At 40.3% G+C, this 24899-nt stretch carries 17 protein-coding genes and 4 tRNA genes; 14 read left to right on the forward strand and 7 right to left on the reverse strand.

Annotated elements, in window-relative coordinates:
- Window positions 1–823 precede the first annotated feature (823 nt).
- The 6 genes from AB6T38_RS15335 to AB6T38_RS15360 all read left to right on the forward strand — a co-directional run bounded on the left by AB6T38_RS15335 (window position 824) and on the right by AB6T38_RS15360 (window position 6759).
- Window positions 824–3937 carry a S8 family serine peptidase gene (locus AB6T38_RS15335; protein ID WP_372548139.1) on the forward strand — a complete coding sequence of 1038 codons (3114 nt, stop codon included), beginning with the start codon at window positions 824–826 and terminating at the stop codon, window positions 3935–3937.
- 848 nt (window positions 3938–4785) lie between these two features.
- Window positions 4786–4862 (forward strand) — tRNA-Met (locus AB6T38_RS15340).
- Window positions 4863–4886: 24 nt separating this feature from the next.
- Window positions 4887–4971, forward strand: a tRNA-Leu gene (locus tag AB6T38_RS15345).
- Window positions 4972–4978: 7 nt separating this feature from the next.
- Window positions 4979–5053 (forward strand) — tRNA-Gln (locus AB6T38_RS15350).
- 38 nt (window positions 5054–5091) lie between these two features.
- Window positions 5092–5166, forward strand: a tRNA-Gln gene (locus AB6T38_RS15355).
- 135 nt (window positions 5167–5301) lie between these two features.
- Window positions 5302–6759 (forward strand): alanine/glycine:cation symporter family protein, encoded by a 1458-nt coding sequence (locus tag AB6T38_RS15360; protein WP_372548140.1) that lies wholly within the window; start codon window positions 5302–5304, stop codon window positions 6757–6759.
- A 27-nt stretch (window positions 6760–6786) separates the two neighbouring features.
- Here the strand turns inward: AB6T38_RS15360 and AB6T38_RS15365 are convergent, their stop codons facing one another.
- Complete coding sequence (locus tag AB6T38_RS15365) at window positions 6787–7947, reverse strand: FAD-dependent oxidoreductase (RefSeq protein WP_372548141.1); 1161 nt, start codon at window positions 7945–7947, stop codon at window positions 6787–6789.
- Window positions 7948–8201: 254 nt separating this feature from the next.
- Here AB6T38_RS15365 and miaB point away from each other — a divergent pair, with 254 nt between their 5' ends.
- Genes miaB through lnt form a run of 5 tightly spaced genes read left to right on the forward strand, consistent with a single transcriptional unit; the run spans window position 8202 to window position 13567 of the window.
- The gene (gene miaB / locus AB6T38_RS15370; protein WP_372548142.1) at window positions 8202–9638 is read left to right on the forward strand and encodes a tRNA (N6-isopentenyl adenosine(37)-C2)-methylthiotransferase MiaB; all 1437 of its coding nucleotides are present in this window, start codon (window positions 8202–8204) and stop codon (window positions 9636–9638) included.
- Window positions 9639–9661: 23 nt separating this feature from the next.
- On the forward strand, window positions 9662–10708 hold the full coding sequence (locus tag AB6T38_RS15375; RefSeq protein WP_372548143.1) for a PhoH family protein: 1047 nt from the start codon (window positions 9662–9664) through the stop codon (window positions 10706–10708).
- Window positions 10705–11163, forward strand: coding sequence for an rRNA maturation RNase YbeY (ybeY, locus tag AB6T38_RS15380; protein ID WP_372548144.1), 459 nt, complete (start codon window positions 10705–10707; stop codon window positions 11161–11163). Before AB6T38_RS15375 ends, ybeY begins: the two co-directional genes overlap by 4 nt.
- Before the next feature lie 33 nt (window positions 11164–11196).
- Entirely contained in the window at window positions 11197–12057 is an 861-nt protein-coding gene (corC, locus tag AB6T38_RS15385) for a CNNM family magnesium/cobalt transport protein CorC (RefSeq protein WP_372548145.1), read from the forward strand.
- A gap of 13 nt (window positions 12058–12070) precedes the next feature.
- A complete protein-coding gene (gene lnt, locus AB6T38_RS15390) occupies window positions 12071–13567 on the forward strand; it encodes an apolipoprotein N-acyltransferase (protein WP_372548146.1) in 1497 nt (498 codons plus the stop codon).
- Window positions 13568–13690: 123 nt separating this feature from the next.
- Here lnt and greA read toward each other — a convergent pair whose 3' ends face one another.
- The 4 genes from greA to dapB form a co-directional block, all read right to left on the reverse strand.
- Window positions 13691–14167, reverse strand: a complete 477-nt coding sequence (gene greA, locus AB6T38_RS15395; RefSeq protein WP_348493249.1) for a transcription elongation factor GreA — start codon at window positions 14165–14167, stop codon at window positions 13691–13693.
- A gap of 108 nt (window positions 14168–14275) precedes the next feature.
- The gene (gene carB / locus AB6T38_RS15400) at window positions 14276–17500 is read right to left on the reverse strand and encodes a carbamoyl-phosphate synthase large subunit (protein WP_372548147.1); all 3225 of its coding nucleotides are present in this window, start codon (window positions 17498–17500) and stop codon (window positions 14276–14278) included.
- Window positions 17501–17519: 19 nt separating this feature from the next.
- Window positions 17520–18683: a glutamine-hydrolyzing carbamoyl-phosphate synthase small subunit gene (gene carA, locus AB6T38_RS15405; protein ID WP_372548148.1), complete on the reverse strand. Its 1164-nt coding sequence runs from the start codon at window positions 18681–18683 to the stop codon at window positions 17520–17522.
- A gap of 326 nt (window positions 18684–19009) precedes the next feature.
- Window positions 19010–19813, reverse strand: coding sequence for a 4-hydroxy-tetrahydrodipicolinate reductase (dapB, locus tag AB6T38_RS15410; RefSeq protein WP_372548149.1), 804 nt, complete (start codon window positions 19811–19813; stop codon window positions 19010–19012).
- 209 nt (window positions 19814–20022) lie between these two features.
- Between dapB and AB6T38_RS15415 the strand changes: the two genes are divergently transcribed.
- The 3 genes from AB6T38_RS15415 (at window position 20023) to AB6T38_RS15425 (ending at window position 22870) form a co-directional block, all read left to right on the forward strand.
- Window positions 20023–20550 carry a PH domain-containing protein gene (locus AB6T38_RS15415; RefSeq protein WP_372548150.1) on the forward strand — a complete coding sequence of 176 codons (528 nt, stop codon included), beginning with the start codon at window positions 20023–20025 and terminating at the stop codon, window positions 20548–20550.
- Window positions 20543–22108, forward strand: coding sequence for a PH domain-containing protein (locus AB6T38_RS15420; RefSeq protein ID WP_372548151.1), 1566 nt, complete (start codon window positions 20543–20545; stop codon window positions 22106–22108). Before AB6T38_RS15415 ends, AB6T38_RS15420 begins: the two co-directional genes overlap by 8 nt.
- Before the next feature lie 78 nt (window positions 22109–22186).
- Window positions 22187–22870, forward strand: coding sequence for a cytochrome b/b6 domain-containing protein (locus AB6T38_RS15425; protein ID WP_372548153.1), 684 nt, complete (start codon window positions 22187–22189; stop codon window positions 22868–22870).
- A gap of 24 nt (window positions 22871–22894) precedes the next feature.
- Here AB6T38_RS15425 and AB6T38_RS15430 read toward each other — a convergent pair whose 3' ends face one another.
- Both AB6T38_RS15430 and dnaJ read right to left on the reverse strand, forming a co-directional pair.
- Window positions 22895–23371: a cytochrome c gene (locus AB6T38_RS15430; protein WP_372548154.1), complete on the reverse strand. Its 477-nt coding sequence runs from the start codon at window positions 23369–23371 to the stop codon at window positions 22895–22897.
- Between the two features lie 241 nt (window positions 23372–23612).
- On the reverse strand, window positions 23613–24749 hold the full coding sequence (dnaJ, locus tag AB6T38_RS15435) for a molecular chaperone DnaJ (RefSeq protein WP_372548155.1): 1137 nt from the start codon (window positions 24747–24749) through the stop codon (window positions 23613–23615).
- Between the last annotated feature and the right edge of the window lie 150 nt (window positions 24750–24899).

The raw sequence follows: 24899 nt of genomic DNA on the forward strand, positions 1-24899 counted from the left end.
CTGCTGAGTGAGTCCGTTAGGTCTCTCTCAAGCGGGAGGCGTATTCTACACTTCCGATATTTGATGTCAACAATTTTATTTAGTTTTTTTGAATTTATTTCAAATCGCTAAATTGTCTCCATCCCGCTCTACACTTGCCTTTCGGCTTGTTCGAAAAACACCTTTAAAGGGTTTTAAGAAGAAACATTCTTTAAAGTTTGTCCCGAAGCGAGGCGCGCATTTTACAGAGCATAATCGGAAGATCAAGGGCTAATTTAAAATAAATTGAAAAAACCGTTTGTTTGCTGTTTTTTGCATCAATTAACCTGTTTTTGGAGGTTATTTAGGGAGTTAATATCACCCTAGGCATTCTCTAAGGTAATTAGTAGTCTTATTATGACTTATTAATGTAAGTGTTACTTGCTTATTTATGAAGGCGACTTTGAACGGCCTTACATTTTAAATATCATAAAATAACAACAGCTAATTCTTACAGAGTGTTTTAAATTCAACACTAATAATTGAAGTGACTCACAGTCAATGAATAAACAAATCGTATAGCAATCAATCAAATTTATGTCAGTATTTTTAACAACTTATGATTAAATCATTGGCGCTCAAAAAAAATTATTATATATATCAGTACGCTATATAGGGGGAATGTTTCTTGCTTGAATACTAGGTCTAATTTACGACCACATCAAAAATAAAAGACGTTTTGATGGTGTAAAGATTAGATTTGGCCATCTTGGTCAAGTTACCAAACCGAAGAAGTTTGGAAAGCGTTTCTATACGTAGGCAGTAACAAACTGCTCATAATTATAAAACAATAAAGGAAGATTCTATGTTACGCAAACAGCTAACAGTGCTCGGAACAGGGTGCTTTTTGGCGATGTCTGTGCATAGTGCTTTGGCATTATCAAATTCAGACCGCAGTTTACTCACCTTAGATGGTTCTACCACCCATAATTTAAAAACCACTTCAAGGTACATTGTCCAATTAAAAGACCAACCCGCAATTAATGGCGTTAAATCAGCTACGTTGCCATCTAAAGCAGACGGGATTTTAAGTACTGCTAAATACGATGCAAATTCAGTTGCAGCAATTGCATATCGCCAACAACTAGTTAATAAACAAAAACAAGTAATGAGTAGTGTTGGTGTAACGGAAGCAGTCTATACCTATGAGCATGCATTTAACGGTTTCGCAGCAGTCTTATCGGAAGCTCAAATTGCAAAATTAAAAAGTAATCCAGAAGTTTTGAATATTTGGCCAGATGAAGTTAGACACATGGATACGTCAAATACACCTAGCTTTATAGGTTTAACGGCTCCTAATGGTCTTCATACTTTAGGTAATAAAGGTGAAGATATGATCATTGGGGTGGTCGATTCAGGTGTATGGCCTGAAAACCCTAGCTTAGATGATGAAGGTTATGCACCTATCCAAGAAACAAGACCTGAATGGCCAGCAGCTGAAGATGCTTGTGATGTAGGTACCGACCCACTATTTAGTTGTAATAATAAACTGATTGGAGCGCGTTATTTTAATTCAGGTTTCGCTCCCGAATCAATCTTACCTGGAGAGTTTGATTCTCCTAGGGATGCTGACGGTCACGGTACTCACACATTGACTACAGCGGGCGGAAACGAAAATGTTACAGCGTCTATATTGGGTGTTGACATAGGTACTGTTACAGGTATGGCTCCTCGAGCTCGTGTCGCAGCCTATAAAGTGTGCTGGAATGGTAGTGCGGAAGGCAATAGCGGGTGCGCGACTACAGACTCGGTTGCTGCAATAGATGCAGCTGTAGAGGATGGAGTAGACGTAATTAACTTTTCAATCAGTGGTAGCTCAACGGCACTAGTTGATCCCGTTCATGTTGCCTTTTTCAATGCAGCACAGGGAGGGGTATTTAGTTCACTTTCTGCTGGTAACTCTGGTCCAGGCGCACAAACTGTCGCCCATAATGTACCTTGGGTAACCACAGTTGCAGCCTCCACCTACGATGGTGAAACTGCATTAATTGGAAATACATTAGAAGTTAGTTATGAAGACTTAGCAGAAGACCTATACTCGGTTCACGGTTCAATTACAGCAGCAGTGCCAGAAACAGGTTTATCTGGTCAGCTTGTTGCTGCAACTCCAGCACTAGCCTGTGATGATGGTTTAACTAACCCTGAAGAAGTAGCAGGAAACATTGCGTTAATAGCTCGCGGTACTTGTAATTTCAGTATTAAAATACTTAATGCTCAAAATGCTGGCGCGACCGGTGTTGTCGTATACTCTGATGACCGTTCTCCTATCGCGATGGGTGGAGATGCAACTGGAATAACTATTCCTGGCGTTATGATTACCAATGAAAAAGGACTTGAATTAGCTGGTTTGGTTGATGAAGTCACTGTCAGTGTGAATATGACATACGATACGATTTCAGGCGGTACGGCGACTGAAATAGGTAATCAAATTGCTGGGTTCTCTTCACGAGGAGAAAGTTTAGCCACTGCCGATATTATCAAACCTGATATTACAGCGCCTGGTCAAAGTATCCTAGCAGGTACATCTGGTTCACAAATTGATAGTGGTACAATGGGAGAAAGCTATGCTTACCTTAGCGGTACTTCTATGTCTTCACCACACATTGCTGGCTTAGCTACTTTAATTAGAGAGGCTCATCCAACTTGGAGTCCTGCTGCGGTTAAATCTGCAATAATGACCACAGCTAGACAGAACCTTACAAAAGAAGACGGTTTGACTGCCGCTGACCCATTTGACTATGGTGCTGGTCATGTCGATCCTAACTACGCCGTTGATCCTGGTTTAGTCTATGACGCTAATGAGTTTGATTACTGGGCATTCCTATGTGGTCAAGGCGAAGCAGCGTTTACAGAAACAACTTCAGGTTATCCCTGTGATGCCTTTGAAAGTGCTGGTTATCCAACTGATGCGAGTGATCTCAACCTGCCTTCTATTGCAATTGAACAACTTGCTGACACGCAAACCATTACACGATACGTGACTAATGTGAGCGACTCTGACAGTTATGTTGCTACAGTTGATGCACCTGAAGGTGTTGATGTAACCGTAAGTGTTTACGATTTTTCCACAGAAACAATTGTTGACTCCGACACCATGAGCTTTAACGATGATGGTTTAGGTATCTATCAAGTTACCTTCGCTAAAAAAGATAGCGCTGTAATCGATGAGTGGGTATTTGGTGATATTACATGGAGTGATGGAAGTCACGAAGTACGTAGTCCAATAGCCATAAAACCGACTGCTCCACTTAGAGTTATTGCTCCTGAAACAGTGAACATGACTACGACAAGCTCTGTTGCTCGAGTAACCTTGTCAACGGAAATTGGTTATAATGGTAGATTGTTCGTTCAAGGAATCGGCCTTGATACTGCAGATGTATTTTATAGTAATGTTGCTCAGGATGCTGACCAAGAATTCGCTTTCAACGAAGCTGGGTTAGGGTTTTACTTTGTAGACGTACCTGAAGGTACGCGCATCGCTAAATTCGCGCTTTATGACGAAGATCAAAGTATAGAAGGTGTCGACTTGGATCTTTACGTATACGCTTGTCCTAGCTTTAGCTGTTCAGAAGTTGGTTCTAGTTTAACGGCAACATCTGATGAATCAGTTGTCTTAATTGACCCTGAGCCGTTAGCTAATTTGGGGGGTAGTGACATTTACGTAGTATTTGTACACGGCTACTCATTAAGCGGCGCTGACAGTGTTTTAGCTCCACTACATGTCTGGACTGTTGATGAGTCTGGTAAAAGCAAATTGACCGTCGTAGCTTCTTCGAGAGCTATTGAAGGTCGTTCTAGCCGGGTTTATGTCGGTATGTATGGACTGCAAAGTGGTGAAAACTACGTTGGTGGTGTCATATATAAAGATGAAAACGGTGACGAAAATGCGCTAACAGTTCTTGATGTAGAAGCTCAATAATTCGTTAGAATTAACCTATCTTTGTATGGGTTAAGAGTTAGTTAATTCAAAAGCCCGCAAATGCGGGCTTTTTTATTTTTCTAGGATTTAATAAAAAGCGACTTGAACAAGGGAAAATAGAGCCCAACACTAATGTGGCCGTAATATTATCCTCTAAGTAATAAATAGCATTTTGGGTTCTATAACACGCTTTATTTTAAAACCATAATTACAGGAACCTTCACGCTTAACGTAAAACCAACTTTTAACATCTCTCTTTATACGTAAAATCAAATCTAGTCAAATACTCCTATACTAAACTCGAGTTAAGAAATGTTGAGTAAGCTACATAAGCCTATTCAATGCTCAACTAAGAAGTTATATCAATAAGTTCGTTTAAAACTTCAATCGTCTAACCTGAGATTTGAAATATTAATAAAATTTGCTGTTCTACTCGCCATGTTGTTGAGCAGCACTGCCTAAAATACATTGTTGTCTTATTGTCGGGACCTCAGCATGAAAATAAAACACAGTACACCAAGTTATTACAGTTTATAACTTAGTGCCCAAAACTAGTAATAGTGGGATTTTAGCCCTAATAAATAACGTAATTAGGCTATATCCCGCTTAATAGACTAAAAATAGTTTTAACTAATGACACTTCCCTTAGCTTTTTAAAGCAAAGCAATCATTCATATTTGCTAAAACAACGGATGATTTTGTATAAATAGATATCGTTTTGTTTATTTTTTAAGTTAGCTTGGTTAGATATCGAACAAACAAACAATTCCGTTAAAAAAAGTGTTGACGACCCCAAACCTAATCAGCATAATACGCGCCACTCCAGAGAGGAGTACCCAAAGATAGATGGCTACGTAGCTCAGCTGGTTAGAGCACATCACTCATAATGATGGGGTCGCAGGTTCGAGTCCCGCCGTAGCCACCAAGTCTTGTTTTAGGACAAGCATGTGCGGAAGTGGTGGAATTGGTAGACACGCTGGATTTAGGTTCCAGTGCTTCACGGCGTGAGAGTTCAAGTCTCTCCTTCCGCACCATCTTTGTTGGGGTATAGCCAAGCGGTAAGGCAGCGGGTTTTGATCCCGCCATTCGTTGGTTCAAATCCAGCTACCCCAGCCATCTTTTGCGTAGTAAGTGCATTTGCACTTACTGCCATTTGGGGTATAGCCAAGCGGTAAGGCAGCGGGTTTTGATCCCGCCATTCGTTGGTTCAAATCCAGCTACCCCAGCCATATTTAAGCCCAAGATTATATCTTGGGCTTTTTTATTTCTAGCAAATTCTCTCCCTTCCCTCTGCAACCCTTTACTTAAGTACAGGATCACTTCAAACTAAACCAAATAAAAATTATAAATGGTTAAGGATCATAGTGATAAACGATATTGTAAGTTTCATAAACGATTTACTATGGAACAGAGGGTTAAGTGTTTTATGGGAAACCGAAGGAAATCAATCTAGCTTTTACGTTCCAATACTTGCGCTCATGTTGGTATGTGCTGGTATATGGTTCACTATAAGGTTGGGATTTTTACAATTTCGGCACTTCGGGCACATGTTTAGCATCATGAAAAACAGTACCAAAAGTGATGCTTCCGGCATAAGTTCATTTCAGGCACTGTGTACCAGTTTATCTGCCCGTGTTGGAACGGGAAATTTAGCAGGTGTCGCAGTAGCTATCTCATTAGGCGGCTCTGGTTCTATATTTTGGATGTGGATGATTGCTTTACTTGGCATGGCAACAGGATTTGCAGAGAGCGTTTTAGGTCAACTTTATAAAGTAAGAGATATTAACGGTGAGTTCCGAGGTGGTCCTGCTTACTATATTCAACAAGGTTTGAATAAGCGTTGGTTAGCCGTGCTATTTTCGTTGTTTCTATTTTTAGGTTATGGGTTTATTTTTAGTGCCGTACAAGCTAACACCATTACCGATGCCTTAAACCACGCATACGAAATACCAACCCATTATTCTGGTCTAATCATAATCCTGATGGCGGGAATGATTGTGGTTGGCGGCCTTCGTGCTATTGCAAGATTTGCTGAATGGATAGTGCCCTTTATGGCCATTACCTATGTTCTGGTAACCCTAGGTATTACCATCGCTAATTTTGATCTTGTGCCTGCAATGCTTGCGGATATTATTTCCTCAGCCTTTGGTTTGAACGAAGCTGCTGCTGGTGCTTTAGGAGCAGCAATTAAAAACGGTATCCAACGAGGACTTTATTCCAATGAGGCGGGCTCAGGAAGTGTGCCTCACGCAGCAGCGGGCGCTTCGCCTAATCCAAACCATCCTGTTTCTCAAGGCTATGTGCAGATGCTTGGAGTCTTTATAGATACCATGATCCTATGTACTTGCACTGCAGTTGTCATATTATTAGCTGGAGGATCAAGTAGTGAGCAAATGGAAGGCATACGCTTAACACAAGACGCAATGGGTAGCCACTTAGGTGAATTTGGTGGTGACTTTGTTGCTGCAGCCATTAGTTTATTTGCATTTACCTCTGTTGTTGCAAATTACGCTTACGGCGAAAGTAATTTGCATATGTTCAAGCTAGACAACAAAGTGGGACGATGGGTGTACACCGCGGGTTATCTATTGATGATTTTTTGGGGGTCAATGGCTTCACTACCTAAAGTTTGGGCAATGGCCGATATGGCGTTAGGGTTGATGACCTTTATCAATATTATTGCCATAGTAATGATGACGCCTACAATAGTGGCAATTAGTCAAGATTACTTTGAAAAACGTAAAAGAGGTCAAGAACCAGAATACGTCAATGGAGACTGTGATATTCAAGGTGAAACCGAAAAAGGAATATGGGGGAAATAAGCCTCTCCCATTAGGATTGGCGCTACTTTAGGCCAATCCTAATGCTACCTTCATGACTTGCTTTTTAATAGGCCCTGCCCTATCCGCCAAATTTAACCCAGCATTTCTGAACAACTTTAAAGGCAAATTATCATTGCTGAACACCGCGTATATTGCATCCATGGTAGACATCATCAATAGATTTGATGATCTCCGTTTATTTTCATATTGTTTCAATAAATGATGGACAGAGATTTCACGCTTATCCCAATCACTCAAGCATTCTAAAAGTGCAGACACATCACGAAACCCTAAGTTTACCCCTTGTCCCGCTAAAGGATTAATTGTGTGGGCTGCATCACCGATTAACACAGAGTTACCTTTACAATATTGATTTGCATGCATACGTGTTAGGGGAAAACTTGCGCTTTGCAATATTTCAAAATCACCCAGTTTATGGGGAAAATTAGCAATAATTTGAGTTTTCAAATTGCTCATATTTAAGCGTTTTAACTCTGCAATTTTGGTTGCCGAGTCGTACCATACCAACGAAGCAAAGCCGTCATACAAGGGTAAAAATGCTAATGGACCTGAAGACCTAAATTGTTGCCAAGTTATATCTCGCTGTTTTGCATCCGCCAATTTTATGTTGATCCCCATTGCCTGTTGCTTATATTGCCAACCTTGCTGACCAATATTCAAACAACGTCTAACCTGGGAGTTCCCGCCATCAGCGCCTACAAGAATTTTACACTCATAGGATGCATTATCCTCGGTGCGAATAATATTTGGCGCCCCCATGTGAATATCTTTAATGTTTGCGCCACTAACTAAGGTAATGTTTGGCAACACTTTAATCCGATTTAATAGGGCCAACTGAATCAATCGGTTTTCAACAATGAACCCCAGCTGTTGTTGATTGATTTCATTGCAATCAAATTGTGTCGACCCTTTGTCACTCTCCCAAACCAGCATTTTGTTAAATGGACAAAGACGCTTGGATTCAATATCTTGCCAAGCCCCCAAGGAGTTTAATAAGGTTTGAGCATTAAGGTTAATAGCCGATACCCGCATATCCGGTGGTTGCTCTGGAGCATAGTCAAAGGGTAATTTGGCTTCAAACACGACCACATCAAGACCTTGTTGTGCAAGCCCCACAGCGGTAGCAGCTCCCACCATTCCTCCCCCAACTATACCTACATCAAACATATATTCACATCACGCTGAATTACTATTAATAGCTATATCATACTGAATTACAGAGCGTTTATTCAGTGAATTATTGAAAAATTTAGGTACTGAGAATCTCTGGCAGTTAAATAATAGATGAAAGCTAGATCCTATCCACAATTAACGTTAAAATAAGCGGTTCGGTTAAGGCTAGTTTAAAAGAAGTTTGTCTCCCATAGACTGTCAATAATGACGTTTACATGACATATAAATATTAGGGTTTAAAACGCAATATGAGCAAAAAGTTATACATTAAAACGTGGGGCTGCCAAATGAATGAGTATGATTCGGAAAAAATGGCCGATCTACTTGATTCTACTCATGGTTATGAGCTTGCTGACGAAGCTGAAAATGCAGATGTTATTTTGTTGAACACGTGCTCTATTCGCGAAAAAGCCCAGGAAAAAGTATTTCATCAATTAGGGCGCTGGAAAAACTTAAAAAAAGATAAGCCAGAATTGATTATTGGTGTCGGTGGTTGTGTTGCCTCGCAAGAAGGTACAACTATAAGACAACGTGCACCTTTTGTAGACCTAATATTTGGCCCACAAACCTTGCATCGATTACCAGAGATGATCAATCAGATACAAGGTGGCAGCAAATCTGTAATCGACGTTAGTTTCCCTGAAATCGAAAAATTTGATCGTTTACCGGAACCTCGAGCCGATGGTCCTAGCGCTTTCGTATCGATAATGGAAGGATGTTCAAAATACTGTAGCTTCTGTGTAGTGCCTTACACTAGAGGTGAAGAAGTCAGTCGTCCGGTAGATGACGTTTTACTCGAAGTGGCACAACTTGCAGAGCAAGGTGTCCGCGAAGTTAATTTATTAGGTCAAAATGTAAATGCATTTAGAGGCCCTCACTTTGATGAAAGTATTTGTAATTTTGCTGAATTACTTGAGTTAATCGCTTCCATAGATGGTATCGACAGAATTCGCTACACAACTTCACATCCGGTTGAATTTACAGATGACCTCATTGAAGCGTACGCTTCCATTCCTGAGTTAGTTGATCATCTCCACCTTCCGGTACAAAGTGGCGCAGATCGTATTCTAAACTTGATGAAACGTGGCCATACCGCAATCGAGTTTAAATCTAAAATTCGTCGGCTCAAAAAGATTCGTCCTGATCTTTGTATGTCTTCTGACTTCATTATTGGCTTCCCTGGAGAAACTGATGACGATTTTCAGGCGACAATGGATTTAATTCAAGCAATTGACTTTGATATGAGTTTTAGCTTCATATACAGCGCACGCCCCGGTACACCTGCGGCCGACCTACCCGATGATGTCAGTGAAGAAACTAAAAAACAACGACTACAAATTTTGCAAAGCAGAATTAACCAGCAAGCCTTACGAATTGCCAGAAATATGCTGAACACAGAGCAACGTATTTTAGTTGAAGGGCCTTCTAAGAAAAATCCAATGGAGCTGTCTGGACGTACAGAAAATAATCGGGTTGTTAACTTTGAGGGCACGCCTGATATGATTGGTGAGTTTATCGACGTGAAAATTACAGATGTATTCGCGAACTCATTGCGAGGTGACGTTGTCAGACGTGAAAAAGATATGGGCTTAAGAGTCAGTGTTGCCCCTAAAACCATATTGTCAAAACAAACGGCACAAGAAAACGCGTTGGGCGTTCAGACGTTTTCACCAACATTAAATTAGATAAAAAAAGGTAAATTTTAATTTTGAGTACTATTGTCAGTAGCGAAGTATTTTTAGAACCCGCGGATAACAAACGGTTATCGAGCTTATGTGGACCATTAGACGACAACATAAAGCAAATAGAACGTCGTTTAGGGGTGGAAATTACCTATCGAAATAATGAATTTAAAGTACTTGGTGACCCTTCACAAAGTAACGGCGCAGCACAACTGTTGAAATTACTGTATATCGAAACCCAACCAGTCAAAGGAAAGGTACCGATTTTAGAGTCTGACCAAGTTCACTTGGCCATTCAAGAAGCCAAATGTCTTGAAAAAGCTGAAGCTGGGCATTACGGCAAAGAAGTACATATCAAAACCCGTAGGGGCGTTATCAAACCCAGAAACCCTAATCAAAGCCAATACGTGTCGAATATTTTGAATCATGACATCAGTTTCGGCGTTGGTCCTGCAGGAACGGGGAAAACCTATTTAGCTGTGGCGTGTGCTGTAGATGCTTTGGAACGCCAAGAAATACGCCGCATCCTGTTAACTCGCCCAGCAGTAGAAGCCGGTGAGAAGCTCGGATTTCTACCAGGTGACTTATCGCAAAAAGTAGACCCTTACCTGCGTCCCCTGTACGACGCCCTTTTTGAAATGCTAGGTTTTGAAAAAGTTGAAAAACTAATCGAACGCAACGTCATCGAAGTGGCGCCATTAGCTTATATGCGTGGACGTACATTGAATGATGCTTTTATCATCTTAGATGAAAGTCAAAATACCACTGTCGAACAAATGAAAATGTTTTTAACCCGGATTGGTTTTAATTCACGTGCGGTGATAACTGGCGATATTACTCAAATAGACTTACCCAGAGGGGTTCGTTCTGGATTGCGTCATACCATAGATGTATTGAAAGATGTTCAAGATATTTCTTTCAACTTCTTCACGGCTAATGATGTAGTTCGACACCCTGTGGTAGCTCGCATCGTTCGGGCATACGAAGAGTTTGAGTCTGCACAAGAGAAAGCTAAGTTACAAAAACAAGCAGAACAAAACGCAAAAGGCGACAACGAGAAATCTATCAAGTGAATATTGACTTGGATATCCAAATTGCTTGTGAAAATAACAACTTACCATCTAAGGATCAGTTTGAACTTTGGCTACAGAGCGCCCTAGCTGATCAACAAACTGAAGATACAGAGTTAACCATTAGAGTTGTTTCTCCCGAAGAAAGCCAAAACTTGAATGCAACCTATCGAGAAAAAGATAAACCTACTAATATTTTATCTTTTCCGTTTGAAGCCCCTGCTGAAATAGAACTTAGTTTATTGGGAGATTTAGTGGTTTGTGCAGACATTGTCGAAAAAGAAGCTAAGCAACAAAATAAACAATTATTTGATCATTGGGCACATATGATTGTCCATGGAAGCCTCCATTTACTTGGGTTTGACCATGAAAATGAAAATGATGCACAAATAATGGAAGGTCTAGAAGTGCAAATTTTAGCAAAATTAGGCATTGACGACCCCTATCAAGATCATTAAATATAGTGATCCAAGGAACCTAAAAAAGATATTATGAGCGAAGACAACCCCCACTCTACTAGCGGTTCTACGAATAAAAGCTGGCTAGATAAAATAGTACAAACTTTTAACGCAGAACCGAAAAGTAAAGAAGCATTGGTGGATATTATTTCCGATGCTGAACAACGAGAAGTGATCGACCCTCAAACCAGAGAGATGATTGAAGGTGTAATGGGTGTAAACGAGATGCGCGTTAGGGATATTATGATCCCTCGGGCGCAAATGATGACTATCAACGTTGACGAATCAGTGGAAGAATTTCTTCCCGTCATGCTTGAATCTGCCCACTCGCGTTTTCCAGTCATAAACGAAGACAAAGATCATATTGAAGGCATTTTACTAGCCAAAGATTTACTGGCGTATGCATTCATTCCCGGGAAAGAATTCCATTTAAAAGACGTATTAAGACCTGCTGTCATTGTGCCAGAAAGTAAGCGGGTGGATGTATTGCTCAAAGAATTCCGTCAAGAACGCTATCACATGGCCATTGTGGTAGATGAATACGGTGGAGTTTCAGGTTTAGTTACCATTGAAGATATACTCGAATTGATTGTTGGTGAAATAGAAGACGAGCATGATATCGAAGAAAATGATTCTGATGATATTCGCCCTTTAAATACTTACACCTACTCAGTTAAAGCCCTTACACCCATTGAAGATTTCAATCAATTTTTTGAAACTCACTATGATGTAGAGCAAGCAGATACTATTGGTGGAATCGTTTTGAAAGCCTTTGGCCATATGCCGATGACCGAAGACGAGATAGAAATTGATGGCCTAGTATTTAAAATTACTAACTCCGATAAACGCCGCTTGTTACAACTAAAAGTGACCTTGCCAAACAAAGAAGACTAAGTTTACGAAAGCTATGCTGCATTATATTGGTGTTATTTTATTAGGTGCTTTACTCACATTTGCTTATGCACCTTTTTCACTTTGGTTTTTAACACCGGTTTTATTGGCAGGATTCTTTTATCGATTACTGTTAACTAAATCCGGATTTAAAACCGCCTTTGCATTTGGTTTAGGTTGGTTTGGAGCGGGAATTTCCTGGGTTCATGTCAGTATTGCAGACTTTGGTGGCCTTCCCTTAGTAGGCTCCTTAGGGCTAATGATTTTGCTTTGCAGTTTTTTGGCCCTATACCCTGCTTTGTTTGCTTTTATTCTCAAAAAATATTGTCAACCTCGCTACTGGCCGTTAGCCGCCCCTTTCATTTGGTTTTTAATCGAGTTCATTCGAAGTTGGTTATTTACTGGGTTTCCATGGTTATCTATTGGTTATAGTCAACTTTCTGGTCCCCTTTCAGGCTGGATGCCGGTTATCGGTGAAACTGGAGTGAGTGTTTTAATGGTCGCGTTATGCGCCTCTATCGCTCTTAGTATTAAACAAAAAGCTTATCTACCTTCAATAGCTTTGGGGAGTATCTTATTAATCGGCGGCTGGGCACTTAATTCAGTTAATTGGGTTAGCCCAAAACCAAACACAGTCTCTATTGCGATGGTACAAGGCAACATTAAACAAGAAATGCGTTGGGCGCCAGAAGAAGAGGCTCCCACCATGGAAAAGTACCGTAAATTGACGGAAAGTCATTGGCAAAATCAGCTTATTATATGGCCTGAGGCTGCCATTCCGCGATTAGAATCAACAGCAGAGTCATTTTTATATGACTTGGATATGCAAGCTGCCAGCAATGACTCAGGTTTAATTACGGGTATTGTCAATTATGATTATGACTCTAGACAAGCCTTTAATAACCTCATTGCGTTAGGCAAAAAAGATTCTGCAGATACTCAAGGGCAATATCATTATTTGCACTCAAACCGCTATGACAAACATCATTTATTGCCATTTGGTGAATTCATTCCATTTGAAAGTTGGCTTAGAAAATTAGCGCCAATTTTTGATTTGCCCATGTCGTCCTTTACCAGAGGCGACTATTTACAAGCTAATCTGATTTCAAATGGTATAAATTTAGCGCCCGCAATTTGTTTTGAAATAGCATTCCCCAGACAAATTTCAGCAAATCTAACCCCAGAAACCGACTTTATTATAACGGTTAGTAATGATGCTTGGTTTGGCCACTCCCATGGCCCTGATCAACATTTAGAAATAGCCCAAGTGCGAGCCAAAGAATTTGGCCTTCCGGTTCTTCGGGCTACCAACAATGGGATTACAGCCTTCATCGGTTATGATGGCAAAATTATCAATCAATTACCGCAATTTCAGGCAGGCGTTTTATCCGCTGAATTAGCCAGTACCTCAGGCTACACGCCTTATCGCCAATGGGGTGACCTACCATTATGGATTTTGAGCTTGATTGCTTTGGGATGGTTGTGGCGAGAAAAGACTAAAAGTAGAAAGTAGTGTGATTAAAGTGGATTGTAATGACAGATTTAAGGATTTTGGCTTGACTAACGCCCAGCCAAAACACCTTTTATTCAATCTAAGTTACACCTCAGTTAGCGTAACTTTAGATTATTATTGACGTTAAATATATTCCACTTGAGACACTTCATATTCCACTGTGCCAGCGGGTGTCTGAATGGTCACAATGTCATCTTCCTCTTTACCAATTAATCCACGTGCAATAGGTGAATTCACCGAAATTAGGTTATTTTTAATGTCTGACTCATCATCACCTACAATTTTGTAAGTTGTTTCTTCGTCTGATTCAACATTTATAATGGTTACTGTGGCACCAAAAATAACTTTTCCGTTATTGGTTATCTTAGTTACATCAATAATCTGCGCATTAGATAATTTGCCTTCTATATCCTGAATACGGCCTTCACAAAAACTTTGCTGTTCACGAGCCGCGTGATATTCGGCATTTTCTTTTAAATCACCATGTTCCCTAGCCTCTGCTATGGATTGAATGATTTGAGGACGCTTAACAGATTTAAGTTCATTAAGCTCTTCGCGCAACATTTCTGCGCCTTTTGCTGTCATTGGATATTGATTCATTGATCAACGCTCACTTATTTGTGCTTTTGTTTATATTGAGGTTAATTAAAAAGTGCGCAGTGAATGCGCACTTTTATATCTAGAAAGTAAACTTAGTTTACCACAAGTTTAGCGTTCGTTAACTCTCTGGTGTAAAGATTGCACCGAGTTGACTTTCGCTCGATCATCAGCAGTTTGTGCGTTCACTGTGGCAAATGCAGCATTTAACGTTGTGGTATAAGTGATTTTATTGAGCAATGCTTCACGACGAATATACACAGAGTCATTAATCGCTTTACGTCCCTCAGTAGTGTTCACAATATAACAATATTCACCATTTTTAATGGCATCAACAATGTTAGGTCTACCTTCTGTTAGTTTATTGACGACACTACAGGCAATCCCCACATCGTTTAGCTGTTGGGCAGTACCGGAAGTAGCTTCTAAGCTAAAGCCTTTCTCAATCATTTTCCGAGCAAGTTCGACAACACGCTTTTTATCATTATGACGAACTGAAATAAGCGCCTTACCTTTTTGCGGAATTGGTGCACCCGCCCCCAAGTTTGCTTTAGCATAAGCTTCTTCAAAGGTATCACCTACGCCCATAACTTCACCGGTTGAGCGCATTTCAGGACCTAATAGTGGATCTACCCCTTGGAACTTAGCAAATGGCAGTACCACTTCTTTCACTGAGTAAAACGGCGGAATAATTTCCTCATTTACACCCTGTGAAGGTAGAGATTGACCCACCATTGCTCTAGCACCAATTTTTGCTAACGCCATTCCTGTTGCTTTAGACACAAATGGAACAGTACGAGCAGCCCTAGGGTTCACTTCGATTAAGTACACTTCACCATTTTTCACAGCAAACTGAGTATTCATCAAACCCACAACACCTAGCTCTAGTGCCATGTCTTTAACTTGCTTGCGCATAACGTCTTGAATTTCTTGACTCAATGAGTAAGGAGGTAAAGAACAAGCCGAATCACCGGAGTGAACACCCGCTTGTTCAATATGCTCCATAATGCCGCCGATGACCACGTTTTCACCATCGCACATGGCGTCAATGTCAACTTCAATGGCATCATCAAGGAATCGATCTAATAACACCGGAGAGTCATTGGAAACCTTTACAGCTTCATTCAAATAACGTTTTAAATCTTTTAAGTCGTAAACAATTTCCATTGCTCGGCCACCTAATACATAGGATGGACGCACAACTAATGGAAACCCAATTTTTTCAGCTTCGGCCAACGCTTGCTCCATATTGCTAACAGTGCAATTGGCAGGTTGTTTCAGGTTTAATTTATTCACCATATGCTGGAAACGTTCACGATCTTCGGCTCTATCGATAGCATCAGGCGAAGTACCAATAATTGGCACACCAGCAGCTTCTAAGTCACGAGCGAGTTTCAGTGGAGTTTGTCCACCATACTGCACAATTACGCCCTTCGGCTTTTCGATACGTACAATTTCAAGCACATCTTCTAGTGTAACGGACTCGAAATATAGTCGGTCAGAGGTATCGTAATCCGTTGAAACCGTTTCAGGGTTACAGTTGACCATGATAGTTTCATAACCATCTTCACGCATCGCTAGTGCGGCATGAACACAACAGTAATCAAATTCTATACCTTGACCAATGCGGTTAGGCCCGCCACCTATAACCATAATCTTATCTTTATCAGATGGGTTTGCTTCGCACTCTTCGTCATAGGTGGAATACATATACGCCGTGCTAGTTGAAAACTCTGCAGCACAGGTATCAACACGTTTATAGACAGGCATGATTTCCATGGAGTGTCTGACTTCACGAACGTCACTTTCAGCAACATTAGTTAATTCTGCTAAACGAGAATCTGCAAAACCTTTACGTTTAAGGATACGCATCATATCTAGATCGATACCCGTTAAACCAATCTCTGCTACTTGTTTTTCGAGGTTAATAAGGTCCTCAATCTGTACCAAGTACCAACGATCAATGTTGGTCAACGCGAATACTTGCTCTACTGACATCCCCATTCGCATAGCATCAGCAATATACCAAATACGTTCTGCGCCTGGTTCTCTGAGCTCACGAATTATAGTGTCTTCGCTTTCAGGATCGTCAATATCGATAATTGGGTTTAGGCCGTTAACACCAACTTCTAAGCCACGTAGTGCTTTTTGCAAAGACTCTTGCAGATTACGGCCGATAGCCATAACTTCACCCACAGACTTCATCTGTGTGGTTAGACGGTCATTAGCACCCGCGAATTTTTCGAAATTAAAACGAGGTATTTTGGTAACAACGTAATCTATAGCTGGCTCAAAAGATGCTGGAGTTAATCCACCGGTAATGTCATTGGCAAGTTCATCCAAGGTGTAACCAACCGCCAATTTAGCCGCGACTTTAGCAATCGGGAACCCCGTCGCTTTTGAAGCCAGAGCGGAAGAGCGAGACACCCTAGGGTTCATTTCAATAATGACCATACGACCAGTTTTCGGGTCTACACCAAATTGTACATTCGAACCGCCGGTTTCAACACCAATCTCACGTAATACTGCCATTGCTGCATTACGCATGATTTGAAATTCTTTATCCGTAAGGGTTTGCGCTGGCGCAACCGTAATAGAGTCGCCGGTGTGCACGCCCATAGGGTCGAAGTTTTCAATGGTACAAACAATAATACAATTATCGCTTTTGTCTCGTACCACTTCCATTTCATACTCTTTCCAACCAATTAACGATTCATCAATCAATAATTCACTGGTTGGTGAGAGGTCTAATCCGCGACGACAAATTTCATCAAATTCATCAACGTTATACGCAATACCACCACCGGAACCGCCCATGGTAAAAGAAGGTCTTATGATGCAAGGAAAGCCAATACGGCTTAGTACGTCATGTGCTTGTTCGATAGTATGCGCGATTTCAGCTCTAGGGCATGCCAAGCCAATTGATTTCATTGCCTTGTCGAAACGCTCACGATCTTCTGCTTTGTCGATAGCATCGGCAGTTGCACCAATCATTTCTACTGAGAACTCGTCTAAAACACCATGTTTGTTTAGATCAAGGGCACAATTCAATGCGGTTTGACCACCCATGGTGGGCAAAATTGCGTCAGGACGTTCTTTTTCAATGATGCGTTTAACCACTTCCCAGTGGATTGGCTCTATGTAGGTAGCATCAGCCATTTCCGGATCGGTCATGATAGTGGCCGGATTGGAATTAACCAAAATAACCCGATAGCCCTCTTCACGCAGAGCTTTACAGGCTTGAGCCCCTGAATAATCAAATTCGCAAGCTTGTCCGATCACGATTGGACCTGCGCCCAGAATCAGAATGCTTTTTAAATCAGTACGTTTTGGCATAGTATTCTTTCTCTAAGTATCAAGCTGAAGTTGAAGTAGTTGCTGATTTTGATTTTTCTATCAGCTCAATAAAATGGTCAAACAAAGGAGCAGCATCATGAGGACCAGGGCTTGCTTCAGGGTGACCTTGAAAACTAAATGCCGGTTTATCATTTCTGCGTATGCCCTGTAACGACTTATCAAACAAAGATACGTGTGTTACCTCTAAATTATCAGGCAAAGATGACTCATCAACAGCAAAACCATGGTTTTGGCTGGTTATCATCACTACATCACCTTTTAAATCTTTAACAGGGTGATTAGCACCGTGATGTCCAAACTTCATTTTTTGTGTTTTCGCACCGCTAGCTAGTGCTAATAATTGGTGGCCTAAGCAAATACCAAAAATTGGAATTTCAGTTTCTAAGAAACGTTTAATGGCCGCAATTGCATAATCGCAAGGTTCAGGATCACCAGGTCCATTAGATAAAAATATTCCATCAGGCTCCATGGCTAGCACTTCTTCAGCAGGAGTAGTAGCAGGGACCACTGTTAATCGGCAACTTCTGTCGACTAACATACGTAAAATATTATGTTTGGCACCAAAATCATAAGCAACTACGTGAAACTTACAATCTTCTACATTCTTGGCATAACCAGTTTCTAACGACCACACTCCGTCTTGCCAAGGATATGCTTTGTCAGTGGTGACAACTTTAGCCAGATCCATGCCTTTCAAGCCGGGAAATGCTTTAGCCGCGGTTAAGGCTTCGGAAACATCATCCTGATTAAATTCATCAACAGTAACAATGCATCCTTTTAACGCACCTTTATCACGTAAAATTCGTGTCAATCTGCGGGTATCAATATCAGCAATACCTAGAATATTGTTATGTTTCAAATAGTCAGAAAGAGAAGATTGATTACGGAAGTTACTAGCTAATAAAGGAAGGTCTCGAATAATTAGGCCTTTAGCCCAAATTTTTGTGGATTCAACATCTTCTTCATTAGTACCTGTATTACCTATATGGGGATAAGTTAAGGTAATAATTTGTTCAGCATATGAAGGGTCAGTTAAAATCTCCTGATAACCTGTCATCGATGTATTAAATACCACTTCACCGACAGAAACACCAGAAGCTCCAATAGATGTGCCTTTGAAAACAGAACCGTCTTCTAACACCAAAAGGGCAGAAATAGCCAAGTCAACCTCCTAATTAAGGACAACCCAAGGTTTTTTTGCAAGCTAAGCACCAAAACCCTATAAAAAACGAGTTGAAATTATTAATTTACATCCCGTTTACTTCATCGCCGCTAGTATTTTCGGGAGATTTAGCATCTCGAATCCGAAAATTTGGCAAATTCCCGAGATCATACACTAATGGTTTTATTTGATCCATTAGATTGTAGAAAAATTACTAAAATGAGCATTTGACTCAAAATTCAGGGGTTAATCATTAAAACGTTAAATTAGGTGAGAGGCAGAAGTAATAGTTTTTTTATCTGACCTTCTCCCTAATTAAGCTTAGATTAATTAAATCCCAACACATCCTGCATTGAATACAAACCACTAGGTTTGCCTATTAGCCACTTAGCAGCGGTTATCGCTCCTTTAGCAAACGTTAATCTGCTCGATGCCTTATGAGTAATCTCTAAACGCTCACCTATATCGGCAAATAATGCAGTGTGTTCACCCACCACATCGCCGGCTCTTACTGTAGCAAAGCCAATAGTTTCATGCTTACGCTCCCCAGTATCGCCCTCTCTGCCGTAAACGGCACATTGGTTTAAATCACGGCCAATTTCATCGGCGATAGCTTCCCCTATGGCCATAGCTGTGCCTGAAGGAGCGTCCTTCTTAAAGCGGTGATGGGCTTCAAGAATTTCAATATCTGCTGAATCCCCCATTGTTTTGGCGGCTTGACGAACCAAATTCAGCATAAGGTTAACCCCAACACTGTAGTTCGCAGCAAAAACAATCGGAATTTTAGTTGAAGCAAGCCTTAACATTTCTTTTTGTTTGTCGTTAAGACCAGTGGTACCAATAACGATTGCCTTATTATTTTTTACGCACCAAGCTAAGTTTTGTTCAAGTACATCAGGCAGCGTAAAATCAATAACGACATCTATTTCAGCAGCGTTATGCTCTAAGCTAGAAGTAATTTCCACATTTTGTTTGCCAATACCCGCTAATTCTCCAGCATCCATTCCTATCCAGTTAGAGCCTTCACGCACTGAAGCTGCAACCAACGTTACGTTAGCGTCTAAATGGGCTGCATCTATTAATACTCGTCCCATTCGACCATTGGCGCCTAGAATACCAATTCCTGTCATTTTCTACTCATCTCACCTAATCAATATTTTCGATTATTGTGCAATATAAACCACTAATTTGCAGCAGTAAAAACGCGATAAGTTATATTTGATTGAATCATTTGATGAGTAATTTTTTAAGCCATTATGATTTTGTAACCTTATATATATTGATTCAAAATCTGATTCCGCTACATTAAGGTAAACTAAATTAATGTTGCCCAACTATTGTGACTTATCAAATATTAGAAACATCTGCCCTACCTGATCCATTAGAAATTGATTTTAAACCTCTTAATATTCGCTATCGCCCCATGGCCATTTCCACTATTTGGATGTTTTCGATAATGTTCATGCTCATTATGACGTTAACGCGATGGCAACCATTTATTGCACTCCCAACAGATCTTTTAACAGCCTACCCGCTGGCTATTGGCGTAGTACTTTTTATTTCGATGCTAATTAGCCTCTATTTATATATTGCAATTCCATGTAAACAATATTGTTTAACAGAAACCAATTTGCATTTTGCTTGCGGTGTAATATTCCGCAGAATTTATAGCCAGCCAATATTACGAATACAACACGTTGAATTAAAACGAGGGCCCATTGAGCGTGCTTTCAAGTTAGCATCATTACAGGTTTTTAGTGCTGGCGGCTCTATTCATACCTTTGCAATTCCAGGCCTGAGTTTGCATGATGCACAGAAAATCAGGCAGTTTATCTTAGACCATAAAGGTGTTCGCACTAATGGATAACGACCATATTAACGCCGCGTCTAATCCGGAAAAATGGCAGAAACTATCGCCCATAGCAGTGCTATATTTTATTGCAAGTGGGATTAAAGTAGCCGCCAATAATGCTATTTATTTGCTTCCAGCTGTAGCTATAAGCTATTCCACTGTGCAAGAGAACCCACAAATTTGGCTCCCTATCGTAGTGGGTGTTTTATGTTTAATTGGTATTTCTTCGTGGCTTCAATATGCTTTTTATTCATTCCGACTGATTAATGAGACAGTAGAAATTCGATCTGGTGTTTTTTCTAAAACACATGTTGATTTACCTTTTGCTCGAATTCAAAACGTAACTATTGAAATTCCACTATATTATCGACTTACTGATACCTGTTGTTTGCAACTCGATACTGCAGGTTCGACAAAACAAGAAGCTAAAATCGTCGCTTTACCTGTAGATTTTGCCGAAAAATTAAAAAAATCCATTCTAAACAAAGTTCAAACTGAAAATGATAGTTCACAAGGGAAAATAGCAAACCAACAAGCTACCCACGAGCAATCGCCACTAAATAATGAGAATGAAGAAATACTTAATCAACGTTCTGTCAAAGATCTAATATTGCACGGTATAACCAACAATAGAGTATGGATTATTATTGGTGCTCTAGCGCCTTTTTATGATGATGTTGCCGGTTATTTAGCATCTATAGCACAGCAGTTAGGCTTTGATTATCAACACTTTTTTGACATACAGTCACAGGCAGTCTGGCAACTAGGATTAGCTTTTTTATCGTTAATACTACTGGCTACATTCTCTGTTACCTTATTATCCGTACTGGGCTCTATCGTTCTGTTTTACGACTATAAATTGGCGAAAACCACAGACCGATATATTCGGCGCAGTGGTCTACTAACCAAGCAAGAAGTCAGTATGAAACGTTCGCGACTACAAGTGATTGCCCTAAAACAAGATTGGTTAGATGTACTACTTGGCAGAATCAATTTAGAACTAAAACAAAATAGCAGTGGAGGTCAAAATAGTAACGAATTGCAAGCAGACACAAATAAAATATTAGTTCCCTCTGTTACTCAACAAGAAGCAGAAAGCATAGTCAAAGATGCCTTACCGAATAATAAACTCTATGAAACTGGCTTCCACAGCATCAGTAAAAGATTCATTTTGCGTCAAGTTTTGTGGTTAATCCCTTTTAATCTGCTTGTAAGCGCAATCACTTTTTCAAATTCAGGCATTTTCGGTATTTTACTCACACAGCTTGTAAGTGGGTTGATAATATTTTTGATATATTGTCGATGGAAACGTTGGGGTTATGCCGATGATGAAGAGTATATTTATATTAGAAAAGGATTATTCGGTGTGGATTTTTACAGCTTTCCAAAATATAAAGTACAACAAACCCAATTCATACAAAGTCGTATGATGAGAAGGCACAATTTAGCTACCATAAGTATCGTTATGGCCTCAGGTGCCTTAACTATTCCTTTTATTAATCAGCTTGATGGAAAAAGACTTTTAGGTAGCTCTTTGTTTACTGTATCCGAACTAAATCGTTCTTGGATGTAAACAGTAAGGCGTAATAATAAATATAGAACGATCTTAATTAACTTGACTATATTCTGACCTCTTTGGAGAAAAATCAAAATGCAGAAGAAATTAATCTGGGATTTGCCCCTTAGGCTTTTTCACTGGCTATTAGTGCTGGCGTTAGTATCCCAATGGATAACAGCCGAATTAGGTAGTGAATATATGGATTATCACTTTTATATTGGTTACTTCATCTTAGGTTTAATAATCTTCAGATTAATTTGGGGATTAGTAGGCCCCAAATATGCCAGATTCAGTAACTTTTTATATCCTCCTAAAGCTATCTGGCAATATTTAAGATCTTTTTTGCAAGCCAAAAACCCACACTTCACCGGTCACAATCCTTTGGGAGGCCTTATAGTCCCAGCGGTTATCTTAATTGTTGGGGCTCAAGCTGTTACTGGGTTATTTGCTAGTGACGATGTGCTTGCATCAGGACCTTATATGTCTGCGGTAAGCAGTGAAACTCAAGGGTGGCTGGATGGTTTACACCATCAAATTTTCAACCTTATATTGGCCATTGCTGGCATACACATAGTCGCCATTGCCTGGTATCAATTCGGTCGGAAAATACCGTTAGTTGGAGCGATGATTACAGGTAAAAAAACCGATGCTGCGCAAAGCAGTATCGGCTCATCAAGATTATTATTAGCGCTGATTATTGCAATTATAATTGCAGCCTTTCTATACTGGTTAATTGCTATTGCAGCACCTGTACCCGAAATGGACTACTATTTCTAATTGAAAATGAGTTCTTACAAGGTGCTATTCGGCCTTGTAAGAATCATGGCAACCTTTACAAGATTTAAACACTGCGCCAATATTTGCTTTTAACTGACCTTCATTTCCACTTGCAGCCGCCATTTTTAGGTTAGCTGCAGCTTCAGTTAATGCAGTAATTTTTGTTTGGAAGTCAGGGTAATCTTTCCAAATCGCTGGTAATGCTTCGGTATCAACACTGAACTTACTTGTATCAACGGAAAAATAATCGTTCATCATCAAAGATAACTGTTCTATGCGCGTTGCATTTTTTTCTAAGGTTTCGGCACTTAACGGGACTTGACCTTTTGCCATAGCGCCCATAATCCCAACGTTACTTTTCACTAATTGCAATATAGCTTGGCGGTACTCGACTGCGTCACCTGCATGTTTTTCAGACTTAGCAGCTGTAACAGCTACTGAAGCAAAGCTTGCAGTTAACAATGTAATACCTAACATCGCAGGAGCGATAATGTTTTTCATATTGACCTCGATTAAATAGATAGTTTATTGAATTCATAGACTTAGATTCGACTTACAAAAGCAATTTACATTGTTATATCGTTATAAATCAACAACAAATTAGTGAAACATTTAATTAAGCCTGAATGCTCAAACAAAGTTACTTACTATTAGTAGCCACTACATAAATTAAAGCGTAAATCTTAGGTATAAAAAAAGACGCCATAAATATAGCGTCTTTATCATACCATTAATTTTGTATTTAACTGGTTAAGTCATCGAAGAATTTCTTCACACCGTCGAAAAAGCCTTTCTCTTTGGGACGGTATTTAGCCGCTTCATCACCTTTGCCCATGGAGTTATTCAATTCCTGCAATAACTCTTTTTGTTTGCTATTAAGGTTAACTGGCGTTTCGACCACAACTCGACACATTAAATCTCCAACACTGCCACTTCGCACGGATTTAACCCCTTTACCGCGTAAACGGAAAAGCTTACCTGTTTGTGTTTCTGGAGTGATTTTCAGCTTAACTTTGCCATCTAGTGTAGGCACTTCAATGTCCCCACCTAAGGCAGCTACCGTAAAGCTTAATGGCACTTCACAATATAAATTATTGCTATCTCTGGTAAAGATATTATGTTCACGCACATGCACTTGAACATACAAATCACCTGGAGGTGCCCCGCTTTCACCAGCTTCACCTTCACCGGTTAAACGAATACGATCGCCAGTATCAACACCAGCGGGTACTTTGACTGATAAGGTTTTTGTTTTTTCAGTTCGGCCATGGCCATGACATGCACGACAAGGATCTGAGATAATTTGACCGCGACCGTTACATGTAGGACAGGTTTGTTGTACTGCAAAAAAGCCCTGACGCATTTGTACTTGACCGTTACCATGACAAGTTGGACAAGTAGTAGGTTTAGTGCCTTTTTTAGCACCAGAACCGTCACAAACTTCACAAGCGACAAGTGTCGGGACTTTTATCTCAACACTTTTACCGCGCACGGCCTCTTCTAGACTTAGTTCTAAATTATAACGTAAGTCGGAGCCCTGACGAGCACGTGACTGACGTCCACCACGACCACCGCCAAATATATCGCCGAATACATCGCCAAAAATATCGCCAAAATCAGCCCCACCACCAAAGCCAGCGCCGCCTCGGTTAGGATCAACGCCTGCGTGACCATATTGGTCATACGCCGCACGCTTTTGCGAATCGGTTAGGATTTCGTGAGCTTCTTGCACCTCTTTAAATTTTTCTTCCATGGCTTTATCACCCTTAGTTCTATCAGGGTGATATTTCATGGCGAGGCGTTTGTATGCCTTTTTAATTTCGCGCTCGTCAGCACTTTTGCTAACTCCAAGCACTTCATAATAGTCTCGCTTCGACATATCGCTTGTTTATCCTTTTTGATGACAAACACAACTTATTGTGTTTGAACTTGAGCAACGTTAGATGCCCTTTTTATTCGGGCTTATCCCCTTGCTACCTAAACGCGAAATTAAGTAACAAGGGGATAACACTTAAAAGGCGCAGAAAGG

Source organism: Aliiglaciecola sp. SL4 (assembly GCF_041538045.1).
Classification (GTDB): domain Bacteria; phylum Pseudomonadota; class Gammaproteobacteria; order Enterobacterales; family Alteromonadaceae; genus Aliiglaciecola.